The sequence below is a fragment of the Pseudomonas antarctica genome (assembly GCF_900624995.1).
GTDB classification, from domain to species: Bacteria; Pseudomonadota; Gammaproteobacteria; order Pseudomonadales; family Pseudomonadaceae; genus Aquipseudomonas; species Aquipseudomonas antarctica.
The window spans coordinates 1-16,303 of record NZ_UYXQ01000091.1 but is presented as its reverse complement, the minus strand read 5'-3'; the positions used below and the strand labels follow the sequence as shown (position 1 = coordinate 16,303).

Sequence of the window (16,303 nt, the reverse complement as noted above, 5' to 3'; positions counted from 1 at the left end):
GTGGCGCCTGATGATCGACAGGCTTAGGTTCAGCTTTTGCGCTGCGCAGCCATCTCCCGTTTTGGCCCAAACATGGCCCAGGCAATCAGCCCGAACAGCGGCACGAAAATCAGAATGATCAACCACAACCCCTTGGTCTCCCAGCCACCGGTGCTGCGCAATACAACGTTGATCGCCCACAATTCCAAGACCAGCAGAATGACTGCCAGAATGATCCAGATAGTTTCCAATTGCATAGCTCACCTCCTGAGGTCTATGCATTAGGTCAAGCAGATGGCCCGAGGGTTCCATCCGATTTTCACCTAAGCGCTCACGCCCAGCAGCAGCCAGCCCCTCGCGTGCCACCTACTCGCCGCTTGACTCGCCGATAAAAGCCAGGCGCTTTTCCAGCCACTGGCGGACGATTTCGCGTGCTGCCACCTGCCCCTCATCAGCCGAAAAACCGCGCTCACGCTGCAACCACGCCGCCGTCACTTGCCGCGCCGGTTCTACGGCGGCCAAGGCCAGTGTGCGTTGTTCGTTCGACCAGCGCTTTTCATCGTCCCAACTGCGTATGGCTGGCTCAGGATCTTCTGCGCCCGCCACCGGTTTGAGAAAGTCGCGCGGTGATACCGTCGCACGCAACGCCAAACGACGCCAATCGGCGTAACTCCAAAACCGGATCGTGCCGCTGTTGCCACTGGCCTTTGCGATGGCGGGGTCGACGCTGGCGTCCAATTGCTGCCACGCCGGTTGTTTAAATAGCTCACCTTGTGGCGCGCACAACGGCGCGAAGCTGTCGCGGGTAGAACCGTACAAAGGGCCGAAGGTTTCATAGGCGTCTGCGCCGTGTCGACTGAAGACAAAGCAGTGCACAGACGCGCGCTGGTCGGCGAATACTGCGTACTGTGCACGCTCGACCATCATGCGCAGCAGTGTCAGGGTGATGCGCTCAGGGCTGGTGATAGGGTCGTTGCTCAGGTCCTGGAAAACCTCCCACGGGTAGCTGTCGGTCTTGAGTGCCTCGAGCACCTGCTGGCGTTTCTCTTGCGCTTGCTGCACGGTTACGCCGCTTTGCGGTTCAAAATGTTGCAGGTACACCAACCAGGCCGCCGCCAGTTCATTCCGAGGAAAACGCCGCAAACCCTGCGCGGCCTCTGCCGGATGCTCGGGAATACTGGCGATGATTGCATCCAGTTCGGCGGTGTCCGGCTGCGTGAGCTTGCCGACTTCGATCAGTCGCAGGCTCAATAATGGCTGCAAGCACGCGGTGTTACTGCCGCAGGCGTCCCGCGTTTTCAGCCAGGCTCGCTGATCGCTGCGCAAGGTTGCGCGTGGGGGCCCCTGGAGCTTTCCCAGCGCGCGCCGGTAGTGCTCGCCGAGCGTGGTGTCGAGTCGGCTCAATTCAGGGTTGGCGCACAGGCTAAGCTCGACGGGCGTCGAGGCCTTTTTACAGTCAAACGAGGCAGCCCACGCCGGCGTCCCTGCACACAGCAGCGCAACGGCCAGCCACATCGGCGAGCGGGGAGATTGAACCGAGTAATCCATCACATTTGTGCCGCAGGTCCTTTCGAGGCGGCCATTGTGCCGTCCCAACGCGGCGATCACAAAACCTCGTCTCGGCTCACGTCAAACCGCTCCCGCGCCTGGCGAAACTCCTCGCCGTTTTCCACCACCCAAGTCCACAGTGGAATCATGTGCACCAGCAGCTGTGTGCCAAGTGCCGACAGCGCGTATTCGACCTTGGGCGGCACCTCCTGAAAGTCATGGCGCACCACCAGGCCGTCGCGTTCCAGCTGGCGCAAGGTACGCGTCAGCATGCGCTGGGTGACGCCGTGCAGGCGCCGCCCGATCTCGGCGTGGCGCAGCCGCCCGGACACACCTAGCACATGCACGATGCCCAATGACCAGCGGTTGCCCGCATGCGTGAGCACCTCGCGTTTGAGGCCATCATCGTCAGCACTCAAGGCGTCGCAGGCCGCTTGTGAGCGGCGGATGATCTCATCGTTATCCATGCGGGTCTCCTGGTATCACGGGTGTGCCTTCTTATGCGCGGCGATTAATTCTGCAAGCATGCCACGACTTTCAATACCGACGGAGAACCCTATGACCGCCTCTTCCATTCTGGTGCTCGGTGCCGGCGAACTGGGCATGGCTGTGCTACGCGAACTGGCGGCCCTGGCTGCGCCAAACACCCCACGCATCGCCGTGCTGCTGCGCCCCGCCAGCGTGCAATCGCCAGCGGCGCAGACACTGCGTGCGCTGGGGGTCGAACTGTTGGTCGGTGATCTACAACACGACAGCCAAAGCACCCTGGCCGCGCTGTTTTCGCCTTTCACCACGGTCATCTGCTGCACCGGTTTCGCGGCGGGCCCCGGCACTCAAACCAAGCTCGCGCGGGCCGCCATCGAAGGTGGCGTGCAACGTTATGTGCCGTGGCAGTTCGGCGTGGATTACGACGTGATCGGCCGTGGCAGCCCGCAAGATACGTTCGATGAGCAACTGGATGTACGCGACCTGTTGCGTGGGCAACAAGGCACGCAGTGGCTGATTATTTCCACGGGCATGTTCACCAGTTTTCTGTTCGAGCCGTCGTTCGGCGTGGTCGACTTGGCGCAAAACAGCGTGCATGCCCTGGGCGACTGGGACACCGCCGTCACCGTGACCACGCCCGCCGATATCGGTCGGTTGACCGCGCTGATCGTGCTGGCCGAACCGACGCTCAGCAACCAAGTGGTGTACACCGCTGGCGACACCCTGACCTATGGGCAACTGGCCGATATCGTCGATGCGGTGCTCGGGGTCACGCTCAACCGCCAGCGCTGGTCAGTACCGACACTGCTCGCGGACCTGGCGCAAAACCCCGACGACAACCTGCGCAAGTACCGCGCGGTATTCGCCCAAGGCAACGGCGTGGCCTGGGACCGCGCCGTGACCTTCAACGCTCAGCAGCACATCGCCGTGACCAGCGTCGAGCAATGGATTCGCCAGCGTCTCACGGCACCGGCAACCAGCCGCTGAAGCCACCCTGTCGAGTCAACGGGCTCCAGGCAAAGTCGGCTGCACTCGCCGGCAATACTTGGCGTTCGGCGCCGGCAACGGCGGCGCCTTTCCAGTCGAAAATCCTCGAACTTCGCCAGGCCAGGACCACACCCTGGGCCTGGCTGTCGTCGGTATTGATCCAACAGGCCGCCGCCGCTGCCATAAAGGCTTCGATCGGCTCATCATCGATCTGCGACCGATACGCCGAGCCCAACAGCCAGCGGCAGACGTTCAGGTGGTAGGTCCAATCCAGCGGCGGCTGGTTGCGATAAGCCCAGGTCATGAAGCTGCGAAACAGGTTCAGCCCCTCCGGCGGGTCCAGCTTGAGCAGCGTCGGGCAAATGTCGAACAAGGTATGCCAATACGGCAATAAACGCGCATCCAGGTGCACGAAGCAGCGCGAATTGCTCGGGTATTCAGACAGCGTCGGTTCCGCGCGCAGGCGACGGGACGCCTTGCAGACCAGGCGGCTGGCGCCTGCAGGCAATTGAGGGTTCATAAAACGCACTCACAGTCGTGATGACAGAACGCCTCCTGATCACAGGAAGCCCAAGGCACACGTCAGAATGCAGGGGAAGCGCGGGGGTTGGCCGAGGGCCAGGAGTAGCGCGGTGGGGCTTTGTTGCGTTGCTCATGAGCCGGTCGTGGGGTTTGCCCGAGCCCCAATAGCCAGGCCAGCCCGATGAAGAACACGAGGGCCACGGTCACGGCGGCGCAGACCGGGCAGGCAAAGTAGTTCGAGATGTTGCTGGAAGACGGGTTACCCAACCCTTTGTCGGAAAGTGGCGCCTGGCTACCGTCCACCGAACAGAAGGCGCCACCGATGCCGTTGAGCTGTTGGCCCATCATCTGCCCATGGCCCAAACCGCAGACGAACACGTTCATCAGCACGCAAAAGTACAGGGCCCAGGCGATCAGCGAACGGTCAGGATGGCTCAATTTCATGGCGGCGACTCTACCACCGAAGCCCCAACGGGATGAAGCATCGCGCGCCCCTGTGGCAGAACGTCGCAGATTACGTGGGCTGGCCGGGGTTGGTAGACTGTGCGCCCGCATCATTACTCCTTTTCAAAGCCTGATATGTAGATCCAGCGCAATGCAGGCGTTTCACAGGATGCACAGTTGATGAGTACGTTATTCACCCGCCGCAAAGTGCTGACCGGTATGGGCCTGTTGGGTCTGGGCAGCCTGCTGGGCGGCTGTGACTACAGCCCCAAGCTGAACTTCAAGTACGGCAAGGACCTCAGTGACAAGATCATGGGCCGCACCTTCAAGCTCAAGAACACTGATGGCGAAACCGTCACCTTGAGCTCGTTTCGCGGCCTGATGCCGGTGGTGTTCTTCGGCTTCACCCAGTGCCCAGCCGTGTGCCCGACCACCCTGGCCCGCGCCGCCCAGGCCAAGAAGTTGATGGGCCGCGATGGCAAGATCATGCAAGTGGTGTTCATCACCCTCGACCCCGAGCGCGACACACCTGAACTGCTAGACCGCTACGTCAAGGCCTTCGACCCCAGCTTCGAGGCCCTGTATGGCACCCCGGAAGAAATCGCCGTGGCCGCCAAGGAGTTCGGGATCTTTTATGAAAAGATCCCCGCCGGTGATACCTACACCCTGTCGCACACCTCGACCAGTTTCGTCTTCGACACCCGTGGCAACCTGCGCCTGGGCCTGTCGGCATCCCTTACCGCTAAAGAGTGCGCAGAAGACCTGCTCACCGTCATGGAGGTCTGCTAATGACTGCCGTTCAACACCTCAAGCGCACCCTCATCGGCCTGTCCCTGTTGGGCCTCGCCGCCCACGCCAGTGCCCAAGTGCACGTGAACGACGCGTGGGTACGCGCCACCGTCGCGGGCCAAACGTCCAGCGGCGCCTTCATGACCGTCACCGCCGACAGCGACAGCACACTGCTCAGTGTGGCGTCGCCGGTGGCCAAGGATGTGCAGATTCATGAGATGAGCATGAAAGACGACGTGATGCGCATGGGCCCGGTGAATTCGGTGGCCCTGCCCGCCGGTAAAGCGGTCAAGCTCGACCCGCAGGGTTACCACGTAATGCTGATGGGCCTGACCGGGCAGATCAAGGAAGGCGACCAGGTGCCGCTGACGCTGACGGTGGAAAACGCCAAGGGCGAGAAACAGTCGATCGAAGTGAAAGCATCGGCCCGCGCCCTGAACGACATGGGTGGCATGGACCACAGCAAGATGCACTGACCTGCCTTTTTTGGCGGGTAGGCTTATTGTGACGAGCGGGCTTGCCACAATAAGCCCGCTCGCCACATAAACTTCATACTCAAAACCTCTGCTTTCAACACTTTCTATATATTTTCAATCTGTCCGCACACCCGCTAGCCTGATTCTGCCGCGCGCACCTCACAGCGTACGACGGCCCATAATTCCAAAAATAAATCAGGTATCTCTGTGAACACATCCCCCCAACGTGCGCTGAAAAGCCTGCTTCACCTGGCGGTGACCTTCGCCCTGTTCAACAGCGTCGGCGCCTATGCTGCCAACACCGGCGAACTGCCCTGCACCACCACCGAACAATGTGCAGCCCAGGCGGCCAAAGTCGGCGCCACGCCCGACAGCTCTCAAACCGAGCACAAAACCAAGGGCGACCCGACCCAAACCCAGTTCGCCTGGCTGAACCGCATCAACAAAGCCTCAATCGTGATGCTCACCGAAGAAGGCATCGTCAAGCCGGACATGGGCCAGAAGATCGCCGGTGGCGTGCGTTACGCCATCGCCCAGGCCGACCAGCCCGGCGGTACGCGCCCCAGCGACGTGCTGCAATTGGAAAAAATCATGACCGACAAAATCGGTCCCGAAGCCTCGTTGATCCACTCCGGCCGCAGCCGCCAGGACATGCTCGCCACGTACCGCCTGGCCGTCCTGCGCAGCCAAGTACTGGCTTACAGCGAGGCGCTGAATGCTACGCGCCTGCGCCTGCTGAACATTGCCGACAAGAACGTCGACACGCTAGTGCCCGCTTACACCAACGGCGTGCAGGCCATGCCCATCAGCTACGCGCATTACCTGCTGGCGTTTGAAGCCGCGTTCGAGCGCGACGGCCAGCGCATCCGCGAGCTCTACACGCGCTTGAACAAGAGCCCGATGGGCACCGCCGTCCTGGCGAACTCGGCTTACCCGTTGAACCGCGAGCGCCTGGCCGAACTGCTGGGCTTTGACGGCGTGCGCGAGAACTCGTTGGACTCAAGCCAAGTCTCGACTTACGACATACCGATCGAGGCGGCCAACCTAGCGTCATCCTCGGCGATTCGCGTGGGCGCGATGATCGGCGATATCCACACCCAGTACCACCAAGTCCGCCCGTGGTTGTTACTCGATGAAGCCGCCACCTACACCAGCAGCGCCATGCCGCAAAAACGCAACCCAGGCTTGCTGATGCGGGCGCGTGAAAGCGCCTCGGACGTGGTCGGCCTGGCGCAGGCTGTGACCTTGCGTGCGCACAACGTCACCACCGGCATGACCGACTACAAGTTCGCCTTCGACTCACTGGGCGTGTTGCGCGCCACACAAACGATGTTCCACAGCCTGGACGCGGTGCTCGACGCGTTGCAGATCAACCCGCAGCGGGCGCTGGAAGAACTCGAATCGGAATGGACCACCTCGATGGAGCTGGCCGACACCCTGGAACGCCAATACAACGTCCCGTTCCGCATCGGGCACAGCTTTGCCTCGCTGATCGTCACCGAAGCACGCAGCAACGGCACCACGCCGAAAACCTTCCCGTATGCCGACGCGCAAAAGCTGTATCGCCAGGCGGCGGACAAGTACCAATGGACGCCCAACAGCCTGCCGCTGGATGAAGCAGGTTTTCGCGCGGCGTTGTCGCCAACCACCATGGTGCAGACCCGCAAAGGCACCGGCGGCCCGCAGCCGCAAGAGGTCAAGCGCATGCTGGTGCAGGCGCGCAAGACGTTGGAGGGCGATCAGCAGTGGCTCAAAGAGCGGCGTGAGCGGCTCAAGACGGCTGAAGGCCATCTCGACACGGCCTTCGATAAGCTGGCCGATAGCAAGCGCTGACGGATTGTGGTGGTCGCGGGCTTTCGGCATATTGACTGCCGGCCCGTATCCGGCCGCCAACCTTACGTCCTGTTTCGGGAAAGACCACCATGGAACTTCGCCATTTACGCTATTTCATCAGGGTGGCCGAAGAACGACACTTCACCCGGGCCGCTGCGCGCCTGAACATGCAACAACCGCCCCTCAGTCAGCAGATCCGTGCTCTGGAGCAAGAGCTGGGTTTCGACCTGTTCAAGCGCCACCCCAAGGGCGTGGACCTGACCGCCGGTGGCCTGGTATTTCTTGAAGAGGCGCGAATCATCCTGGCGCGCGTCGAGCACGGCGCGCTCAAGGCCTCTCGCGTCGCCCAAGGCATTGAGGGCACCCTGGCGATCGGCTTCACCAGTTCCGCCGCCGCCCATGCGCTGATCCCGCGCATCATCCGCGCTTATCGCGAGCGCTACCCTGCTGTCGAACTGGCGATCAACGAAGGCAGCGCCCGCGAATTGACCGAAGCCGCCATTGAACAACGCATCGACATCGGCATCCTGCGCGCACCGGTCAGCACCCATCAGAGCCTGACCTTCCACCGCCTGCTTAACGAAGAAATGCTGCTCGTCCTGCCCATCGGCCATGCGCTGTTGAGCGACGCTGACAGTGCCATCCCGCTGACTGCGCTCAAGCATGAACGCTTCATCCTGGTCCGCCGCCCCGGCGCGCCGGGCATGTACGCCAACCTGATCAAAGCCTGCCAGAACGCGGGGTTCGAGCCGAAAATCGCGTTTGAAGTGGAACGCATGCTAACCAACGTCAGCCTGGTGGCGGCCGGCGAAGGCATCTCGGTGGTACCGGCCTCGATGCGTGATGTGCACCGCGAGAGCGTGGTGTATTGCCGAATCAAGGACGCCAAGCCGACGCTGCTGGCGCCGATTACGCTGGTGCGGCGCACGTTTAACCCGTCGGCGCCGTTGCAAAACTTTATTGAGTTGGCACGCGAGTTGGGGGTGGTGTATCGCAAGGGATGATTGGGGTTAACCAGTCTACCTTAGGCAGAGCCGAGTCTCTTGAATCCTATGAAACGCAATATCCACCAAAACCTTCTCGGTGATCGGTGCTACTGATGCGATCCTTGGGAAATAAAGAATAGACCCGACGATGGCACTTTGATACCGTCCAAAAATTCATTACTCCACGAGATAGCAATGAGATTAAAAACATCTGAGAGCGCGCTAGAGGGCGCCTATGAGCCTTCCTATTTTTTCATGATTATCGATACCACCGAAAAACTGGATGAAGGGCTTGATACGCATACTCAAACCTTTATTCATGAGTACATTCATTTCATACAAGACATTTTTCTATCATACTGTATTCGCTACAATATCAGCGAAGTTAATCGATTTTTATCCGTTACCGAAAAGGCGAAACAAGGAGTAATTGTCAGACCGTTCAAAGACTGGAGCCACGAAACCTTGTGCCTTGACCAACAATTTGAACATACATGGGGACAGACAAACTTCATAGACAACGTCTCTCATATTACAGACTATGAAAGCGAAATTTATCTCATAAAGGAGATTGATGCTCGAGTTTTTAAATATACCGCAAATATCATTCCTGAAGGCACCTACCAAGTAGGGGCACGCGACATGCTTGAGTATATCGCTCACAAAATCGAATCAAAACACTGGCCGACGGAACAGCCAGACATACCTTACAGAACGATGGAGCTCGTCTTTAACAATCTTCAACTGGGAGAAATGCCGACAACCTGTAAAATAGCGCTAATTGAATTCTGTTTGCAAAATGACAACCCAGTGCATCACTTATTTAAAACAGTAGAGACCATTAGAAGCGGTTCACTTGGCGTCGAGGGTATAGAAGAATGCCTTTACGACTTCACCCAATTGAACCACACCTTAAAAAGATTTCTATGGGGCGCACGTGGTGGTTTTAGAGAGACCATTGAAACCAAAGTAACGCGCAGACTATCCACCATGAAGGAATATCTTGAAGACAAGTATCCATCCAATATATTTAGCGATATAAACACTTGGATAAATGACGTAATACACTATGTTTCCACTCACCTCAAAGGTCGACTATTCTTTGCGGAGCTGTACGAAAAAGATAAACCAAATTTTCTTGCAGAAATAGACTTACTGATTTCAACGCTGGGAATCCCACTTATCTTTAACGCTCACGAGGAACACATATCACTGCTGCCAAAAAAATACAAAAGCGAGCAATTTATTCAATTCTACGCGTCCTATAAATTCAATGAATTTCTTAAAACCAAGGAAAAGACCTGCCCACTGTGTCGTTATTGTGAAAACTCTACACCCGACCTCATGGATGATGAGTGCACTAGCAACTCAATTCTTAGAGCAGCCAGGGATAGTAGTTGCCCATTCGGACAATTCATTAATAATCACGACCTAAACAACATGGAATAAATCCATCTTGCATTTATGGTCCGCCCATGGACGCGTACTTATGCAGATCGACCTCGCAAGCCGAACACTGGCGGCTCAACCATCACCTGGCGCAGACGCTGACCGATGGGGCCCTGCTGACACTGTTTGTGTGGCGCCAGGTGGGCAAAAACCCGACACCGCCGGGCTTCAGGGCGATTCGGTTGGCCGGGTTATCGAGCGGCTACGCACGGCCTTTCAAGCCTGGCTGCAATCCCCTGAGGGCATCAGGATTGGCTAGGTCGCCTCCATAGCAACTAGTCGCTTGGCCATCGGAATACACGCCAGCACCAGCCCAGACGGCGAGTGATACACCGCCTGCTCATCGCCCACATAGCCGCACGCTCTGTAGAAGCTCGCCGCGTTCAGCGTCGCATCCAGCACAACCTCTTCAATCGCCCGTTCCCGCGCCACCGCTTCCAAGTGATCAAGCATCGCCTTGCCATACCCACGCCCGGCAAACTCAGGCAGCACGAACAACGCGCCCACTTCGTTGTTGTCAGGGTCGAGCATCCCGGTGACCACGGGCTCACCGTTCACCCACCCCAGGTAAAAGGGCTTGTCCATCAGCACGCTGTAACCGTCTTCGGCGCGGCCACGGGTCCACAGCAGCATTTGTTCGCGGGTGTAGGCGCCGATGCATTGGCTGCGGATGGCCAACAGGCGAATGTCGAACGCCGCCTGGGCGTCCGCTTCGGTGGCGCGTTTGATCTCTAGCATTGCTCTCTCCGTCCATGACCTCATCGTGCCATTAGCACACGTGTGCTAATCGACCCCTTTGCCCAGCGGCGCTATATTCCCCGGCACTTCCAACGCTCCCCCGGCACCGTGCATTTATCGCGCGTGGGCGCGGTGCGCGCTGGAAAAACCATAACAACCCCAAGGAAGAAACACCATGAACCTGCAATCCTCCGTGTCCCGCCTAACCCTGTTGGGCGCCTTGATCATTGGCGCTGCCAGCTGCAGCAATATGAAACCCAGCGAAGATCACCTCACGTGCACATTCATGTGTCGTCGCCGCTGCGCAGCTTGAAGGTACTGCCGCGGGCGGCGGCGGTCAGGTATTGCGGGGAGTTCTAGGCGCTTTTCCTGGCAGGGCTGAGTGGTCGTGCCCCCATGAATGCACCACCGCACGATAGTTTGAGTCAGCGCAGCTCAAACCAGGTGGTTTTCAGCTGGGTGTACTTGTCGAATGAATGCAGCGACAAATCACGCCCGAAGCCGGACTGCTTGCCACCGCCGAACGGCACCGCAACATCCAGGGCGTCGACGGTGTTGACCGACACAGTCCCGGCATTCAAGGCTCGCGCGACGCGATGGGCGCGGTTGAGGTCATCAGTCCATACCGATGCCGCCAAGCCATAGACGCTGTCATTGGCCAGCTGTATGGCCTCCTCTTCCGTGTCAAAGGCGCTGACGGCGAGCACCGGGCCGAACACTTCATCACGCGAGAGCTGCATGTCGCAGGTCACGTCGCCAAAAATGGTCGGCTGAATGAAGTTTGATGAGCCATTGATCATCACCTGTTCGCCCCCGCACAACAGCCTGGCGCCCTCGCCCTGGGCCTGACTGATGGCGTGCATGATGCGTGCGGTCTGCTCACGGTCGACAATTGCACCGGCAGCGCTGGCGGGGTTCAGCGGATCACCCGGCATCCAGGCACGCGACTTGGCAATCAGGCGCTCAACGAACTCGTCATGGATGGAGCGCTGCACATACAGCCGCGAGTTGGCCGAGCACACCTCGCCCTGGTTGAAAAAAATCCCGAAGGCGGCCTTCTCTGCCGCAAGGTCCAGGTCCTGGCAGTCGTCGAACACCAGGTTCGGGCTCTTGCCACCACACTCCAGCCAGACCTGCTTCAAGTTGGATTGAGCTGCATACTGCATGAAGTATTTGCCGACCTGGGTGGAGCCGGTGAACACCAGGCCATCCACGTGCGGGTGCAGCCCCAACGCCTTGCCGGCATGTTCACCGAGGCCAGGTACCACGTTCAGCACACCTTCCGGGATACCGGCTTCAAGGGCGAGCTGGGCCAGACGCAAGGCTGAAAAAGGCGACTGCTCGGCGGGTTTCAACACCACGCTATTACCGGCCGCCAACGCCGATGCAAGCTTCCAGGCAGCCATATCGAGTGGGAAGTTCCACGGCACCACCGCCGCAATCACGCCCAACGCTTCACGCGTGATGGTCGCCAGTGCATTGCGCGCCGTGGGCGCGATCTGATCGTAGATTTTGTCGAGGGCTTCGCCGTACCACGCAAACACATGCGCGGCGCCGGGCACGTCAATGGTGTAGGCATCCATCACCGGCTTGCCCATGTTCAGCGAATCAAGCAGCGCCAGCTCTTCGCGGTGGGTCATCAGCAACTCGGCGAGCTTGATCAGGATTTTCTTGCGTTCCAGCGGCGGCATGCGCCGCCAAGGGCCGGTGTCGAAGGCCTGGCGCGCGCTGCGCACAGCCAGGTCCACCTCGGCCTCGCCACAGGCGGCAACACGCGCCAGCAGCTGATTGTTGGCCGGGTTGATGGCGTCGAACGTCGCGCCGCCCGCCGCGTTGACGGGTTGGCCACCGATCAAGGCAGTGTCGATGAAGGTCTGGCGGGCAACACGCTGTTGCCAGTAATTAAGGTCGAACACGGTGTACTCCCAATAAATATCGATGGATAGCGCGGGGTTTATTCAGCGATCTGCAGTTCCGGCATCTTCACGCTAAAACCGCGGGTAATGCCTAGCAAACAAAGGAGGCCAGCCCCCATCCAGCACAGGCCGATCGTGAAAGACATGCTGGACAGGCTGGTCCACAGCCACACGGTGCTGAGGAAACCCAGGCCTGGCAGCGCGGCGTAAAGCAGATAATTGCGCGTGCCGCGTAACTTCTGGTCGATCAGGTAATGCTTGATCACCGCCAGGTTCACCGCCGAAAACGCGAACAACGCACCGAAGCTGATCATGTTGGCCACGGTGTCCAGGGTGATGAACAAGGCAATCAACGAGAACAGGCTGACCAGCACAATCGCCGTGGCCGGCACGCGTTTTTTCGTCACCAGTTTGCCCAGCACCCGAGGCAGCGCGCCGTCGCGCCCCATGGCGAACAACACCCGCGACACACTCGCCTGAGAGACCATCGCCGAGGCGAAACAGCCCGCCACATAGGTGGCGGTAAAAGCCGTCACCAGCAGTTCACCACCCACGCGGCGCATCACGTCCACCGACGCCGAATCCGGGTCGACAAAGCTGTTCCATTCCGGGAACACCAGTTGCGCGAAATACGACACCAGCAAAAACAGCAAGCCGCCAAACAGCGACACCACCATGATCGCCAGCGGGATGGTGCGGCGCGGGTTGGGGGTTTCCTCGGCCATGGTCGACACCGCATCGAAGCCCAGAAAGGACAGGCACAGCACCGCCGCGCCCGCCATGATCAACGGCGGGCTGAAGCCTTCATGGTGGAACGGCGCCAACAGCGAAACCGGTGCGGGCTGCCCGCTTAGGGTGTGCACCGACAACGCCACGAACACCACGATGAACACCAACTGGGCGACGATGAGTATCCAGTTGACCCGGGTGATGGACTCAATGCCCACCAGGTTCAGCGCCGTGACCAGCGCAATCGAGCCGAGCACCCACACGGAAGTGGGCACGCCGGGGAAGTATTCGGACAGGTAGATGCCGATCAGCAAATAACTGAGCAGCGGCAAGAAGATGTAGTCGAGCAGCAAGGTCCAGCCGGCGATAAAGCCGAAATACGCGCCAAACGCCTTGCGGGTATAGGAATACACCGAGCCGGAAAAGGGATGCGCCTGCACCATGCGCCCATAGCTGTAGGCCGTCAGCAGCATGGCGGCGAGGGTCAGCATATAGGCGGTGGGCAAGTGGCCCTTGGTCATTTGGGTTACCAGCCCATAGGTGGTAAACACCGCCAGCGGCACCATGTACGCAAGACCAAACAGCACCAGCCCGACCAGGCCCAGCGGCTGGCGAAACCTGCGGGTCGAAGCGGCTTTGGGCGCGCGGTGATGGGAGGGAGTTTCGGCCACGCTTGTTATTGTATTCATGGGTGACTCCTGGAAATCGGGATGCAGGCCGTCGCGGCAGTCGTTGGCATCGACTGCCGTTCAAGCGATGTCTGATGGAGGGTGCTCACCACCCCGTGCGTGGGAGTGAGCAGGTCACTTCACAGCTTTCCCGCGATCCGTGCGGTGCGATCAACCGCGATGCGGGTCTTTTCAACCAGCTCGTCCAGCTCCGCGCGCGTAGCCACCAGTGCCGGCGCCATGATCATGCGCCCGAGCGTGGAGCGGATGATCACGCCCTCCTCAAAGCCAAAGGTGCGGCACTGCCAGGCCAGGTCGTTTTCATTGTCGAAGCGTTTGCGCGTGGCCTTGTCTTCAACGAACTGCAAGGCCCCGAGCAGGCCTGCGCCCTGGATCTGGCCGACCATCGGGTGGTTGCCGAACACTTCATGCAGCAGGCTCTGCAAGTACGGCCCGGTGTCGTTCTTGACCTGGCGCACGATGCCTTCATCGCGCAGGGCCTTGAGGTTGGCCAGCGCCACGGCCGCCGCCACCGGGTGCCCGGAATAGGTCAGCCCGTGGGCGAACACACCGCCCTGCTCCACCAGCGCCTCGGCGATACGCTTGCTCAACACCAGGCCGCCCATCGGCAGGTAACCGGAGGTCAGGCCCTTGGCGATCGACAAGGTGTCCGGCTCAAAGCCGAAGTGTTGATGGGCGAACCATTCGCCGGTACGGCCAAAGCCACCAATCACCTCGTCGGCGCACAGCAGCACGTCGTATTGGCGGCAAATGCGCTGAATTTCCGGCCAGTAGCTTTCAGGTGGGAAAATCATCCCGCCCGCGCCCTGGAACGGCTCGGCGATAAAGCCCGCAACATTCTCGGCACCCAGCTCGAGGATTTTTTCTTCCAACTGCAGGGCACAGCGGCGGCCAAACTCGGCCGGCGTCAGCTCGCCGCCATGGGCATACCAGTAAGGTTCATCAATGTGCGCGACGTCGGGAATCATCCCGCCCATCTCGTGCATGAACTTCATGCCGCCCAGCGCAGACGCCGCCAAGGTCGAGCCGTGATAGCCGTTCCAGCGGCCGATCATGATCTTTTTCTGCGGCTGGCCGACCACTTGCCAATAGCGGCGCACGGTACGGATCAACACCTCGTTGGCCTCGGAGCCGGAGTTGGTGTAGATCACGTGGCTGTAGTGCCCCGGCAACAGGCTGAACAGCAGTTGCGACAGCTCGATCACCGCCGGGTGGGTGGTGTGAAAGAACATGTTGTAGTAAGCCAACTGATCCATCTGCGCGGCGGCAGCGGCGGTCAAATCCCGGCGCCCATAGCCCAGTTGGGTGCACCACAGGCCGGACATGCCGTCCAGGTAGCGCTTGCCTTCGCTGTCCCACAGGTACAGGCCCTCACCGCGCACCATCACACGCGGGCCTTCGGCATTCAGCGCCTTTTGATCGACAAACCCATGGATGTGGTGGGCCGCATCAGCGCGCTGATAATCCTCGGTGCGGCGATTCAGTTGGGCGGGTAAGTTCATGGTTTTTCTCTCTTATAGTAATGACGCAAGGAGGAGCAACACCGCCTAGCGGTTCTTGCTCATGTAGCGCTCAAGCGGGTCTTTGCTCAGCACGCCCTGGGCTTCGGCCAGCGAGTCGATGAACAAGGCGAACAGTTCCGATTGCGCGCCGATATCCAGCTTGGTGTAGATGTGTTTGCGGTGGGACTTGATGGTGTCCTCCGACACGCCGAGGCGCTCGGCCAATGAGCGCGTGGAATGCCCGCGCAGGATCAACTGGGCGATGCGGCATTCGCGCTCGGTCAATATCGACGAACCGAAGTTGTTCAGCGCCGAGTGAATGCGCTGCTCCAGCAGGTTTTCAAAGCGTGCGCCCTGGGCATCCAGGCCGACAAAATGCTTGCCCAGCACCGCCAGCACCCACGGGGTGATGCGCTTGAAGTGCGCGGTGGCGGCGGCGTCGAGCTTTTGCGTAAAGGCCAGCGACACTGCCAGGCTCGAACCGTTGCTCGATTGCAGGATGTAGTTGAGTTCATCTTCCAAGTGCGAGTGCCGATAAAACGACTGGAAGTACTCGGTGAGTTCGAAGTGGTCAGGGGCGACGTCGGCAAGGCCGTAACACCCGGAACTGACGCCCTCCACGCAGGCGCCGTAAAACGGGTCGAGCAAATAGAACCCCGACAGGTACTGGCGCACATTGCCTTGTGGCAACCACGGCCCCTCCAACTCGAACAACGCGCTGGGCATGCCGCCACGCGGGTAGAAATACAGCGTCGTGGCCTGGATCGGCTGCAGCACCCCAAGGGCCTCAAACAAGGTCGCGGCGAACCCCGACTGCCCGATACTCTCGGTCACCCGGGCCATCTGTTCGAACCATTGCGCAGAAGAAAGCCGGTCGTTTTCCACTTCAAAGACTCGCGTTAAGAACTGCAAGGATGGTCACACACCCGCCCCCTCCTCGAAATCACCCGATAGGGTGAGCCTGCATTCGATATTTATGCTCTGTTCAAAGCTTAATAATATTTTATTAAAAACCGCCCTCCCCCTAGCCTTGAAGCCATGCCCAAGCTGAATCCAACTGCATTACGCAAGGACAGACACATGACTCAAGCAATAACAACAATAGACACGCTGGTGGTGGGGGCCGGTCAAGCTGGCGTGGCCATGAGCGCGACCCTGCGCAAGAAAGGCGTGCCGGACCCGGCTCGGGCACCGCACCTGTTTGCCCGAGGCTACCTGACGCGCGGTGGG

General features: G+C 59.7%; 16 protein-coding genes. 6 read left to right on the top strand and 10 right to left on the bottom strand.

Going from position 1 to position 16,303, the window contains the following annotated elements; translation table 11 throughout:
• Window positions 1-29: 29 nt before the first annotated feature.
• From E0F99_RS23965 to E0F99_RS23955, 3 genes are all read right to left on the bottom strand, one after another.
• Window positions 30-236, bottom strand: coding sequence for a hypothetical protein (locus E0F99_RS23965; RefSeq protein ID WP_130908957.1), 207 nt, complete (start codon window positions 234-236; stop codon window positions 30-32).
• 109 nt (window positions 237-345) lie between these two features.
• Window positions 346-1,527: a lysozyme inhibitor LprI family protein gene (locus E0F99_RS23960; protein WP_083358921.1), complete on the bottom strand. Its 1,182-nt coding sequence runs from the start codon at window positions 1,525-1,527 to the stop codon at window positions 346-348.
• 56 nt (window positions 1,528-1,583) lie between these two features.
• Window positions 1,584-1,994 (bottom strand): winged helix-turn-helix transcriptional regulator, encoded by a 411-nt coding sequence (locus tag E0F99_RS23955; RefSeq protein ID WP_083358922.1) that lies wholly within the window; start codon window positions 1,992-1,994, stop codon window positions 1,584-1,586.
• Between the two features lie 91 nt (window positions 1,995-2,085).
• On the opposite strand from E0F99_RS23955, the gene E0F99_RS23950 reads away from it, so the two are divergent.
• Window positions 2,086-3,000, top strand: coding sequence for an aromatic alcohol reductase (locus tag E0F99_RS23950; RefSeq protein ID WP_083358923.1), 915 nt, complete (start codon window positions 2,086-2,088; stop codon window positions 2,998-3,000).
• Here the strand turns inward: E0F99_RS23950 and E0F99_RS23945 are convergent.
• Both E0F99_RS23945 and E0F99_RS23940 read right to left on the bottom strand, forming a co-directional pair.
• Window positions 2,975-3,520 carry a putative natural product biosynthesis protein gene (locus E0F99_RS23945; protein WP_083358924.1) on the bottom strand — a complete coding sequence of 182 codons (546 nt, stop codon included), beginning with the start codon at window positions 3,518-3,520 and terminating at the stop codon, window positions 2,975-2,977. The genes E0F99_RS23950 and E0F99_RS23945 overlap by 26 nt on opposite strands.
• Window positions 3,521-3,582: 62 nt before the next feature.
• Window positions 3,583-3,966 (bottom strand): DUF2946 domain-containing protein, encoded by a 384-nt coding sequence (locus E0F99_RS23940; protein WP_083358925.1) that lies wholly within the window; start codon window positions 3,964-3,966, stop codon window positions 3,583-3,585.
• A gap of 180 nt (window positions 3,967-4,146) precedes the next feature.
• Between E0F99_RS23940 and E0F99_RS23935 the strand changes: the two genes are divergently transcribed.
• The 5 genes from E0F99_RS23935 to E0F99_RS23915 all read left to right on the top strand — a co-directional run bounded on the left by E0F99_RS23935 (window position 4,147) and on the right by E0F99_RS23915 (window position 9,499).
• Window positions 4,147-4,755 (top strand): SCO family protein, encoded by a 609-nt coding sequence (locus E0F99_RS23935; RefSeq protein WP_083358926.1) that lies wholly within the window; start codon window positions 4,147-4,149, stop codon window positions 4,753-4,755.
• Window positions 4,755-5,231, top strand: coding sequence for a copper chaperone PCu(A)C (locus tag E0F99_RS23930; protein WP_083358927.1), 477 nt, complete (start codon window positions 4,755-4,757; stop codon window positions 5,229-5,231). Before E0F99_RS23935 ends, E0F99_RS23930 begins: the two co-directional genes overlap by 1 nt.
• Before the next feature lie 207 nt (window positions 5,232-5,438).
• Complete coding sequence (locus tag E0F99_RS23925; RefSeq protein WP_083358928.1) at window positions 5,439-7,064, top strand: argininosuccinate lyase; 1,626 nt, start codon at window positions 5,439-5,441, stop codon at window positions 7,062-7,064.
• 89 nt (window positions 7,065-7,153) lie between these two features.
• Window positions 7,154-8,068 (top strand): LysR family transcriptional regulator, encoded by a 915-nt coding sequence (locus E0F99_RS23920; RefSeq protein WP_083358929.1) that lies wholly within the window; start codon window positions 7,154-7,156, stop codon window positions 8,066-8,068.
• 177 nt (window positions 8,069-8,245) lie between these two features.
• Window positions 8,246-9,499 (top strand): hypothetical protein, encoded by a 1,254-nt coding sequence (locus E0F99_RS23915; RefSeq protein WP_083358930.1) that lies wholly within the window; start codon window positions 8,246-8,248, stop codon window positions 9,497-9,499.
• A 255-nt stretch (window positions 9,500-9,754) separates the two neighbouring features.
• Here E0F99_RS23915 and E0F99_RS23910 read toward each other — a convergent pair whose 3' ends face one another.
• The 5 genes from E0F99_RS23910 to E0F99_RS23890 form a co-directional block, all read right to left on the bottom strand.
• Window positions 9,755-10,237 (bottom strand): GNAT family N-acetyltransferase, encoded by a 483-nt coding sequence (locus E0F99_RS23910; RefSeq protein WP_083358932.1) that lies wholly within the window; start codon window positions 10,235-10,237, stop codon window positions 9,755-9,757.
• 425 nt (window positions 10,238-10,662) lie between these two features.
• Window positions 10,663-12,153, bottom strand: a complete 1,491-nt coding sequence (locus E0F99_RS23905; protein ID WP_083358933.1) for an aldehyde dehydrogenase — start codon at window positions 12,151-12,153, stop codon at window positions 10,663-10,665.
• Between the two features lie 38 nt (window positions 12,154-12,191).
• Complete coding sequence (locus tag E0F99_RS23900) at window positions 12,192-13,571, bottom strand: APC family permease (protein WP_083358934.1); 1,380 nt, start codon at window positions 13,569-13,571, stop codon at window positions 12,192-12,194.
• Between the two features lie 119 nt (window positions 13,572-13,690).
• Window positions 13,691-15,073: an aspartate aminotransferase family protein gene (locus E0F99_RS23895; RefSeq protein WP_083358935.1), complete on the bottom strand. Its 1,383-nt coding sequence runs from the start codon at window positions 15,071-15,073 to the stop codon at window positions 13,691-13,693.
• A 45-nt stretch (window positions 15,074-15,118) separates the two neighbouring features.
• The gene (locus E0F99_RS23890; RefSeq protein WP_083360448.1) at window positions 15,119-15,958 is read right to left on the bottom strand and encodes a helix-turn-helix transcriptional regulator; all 840 of its coding nucleotides are present in this window, start codon (window positions 15,956-15,958) and stop codon (window positions 15,119-15,121) included.
• Window positions 15,959-16,303 lie beyond the last annotated feature (345 nt).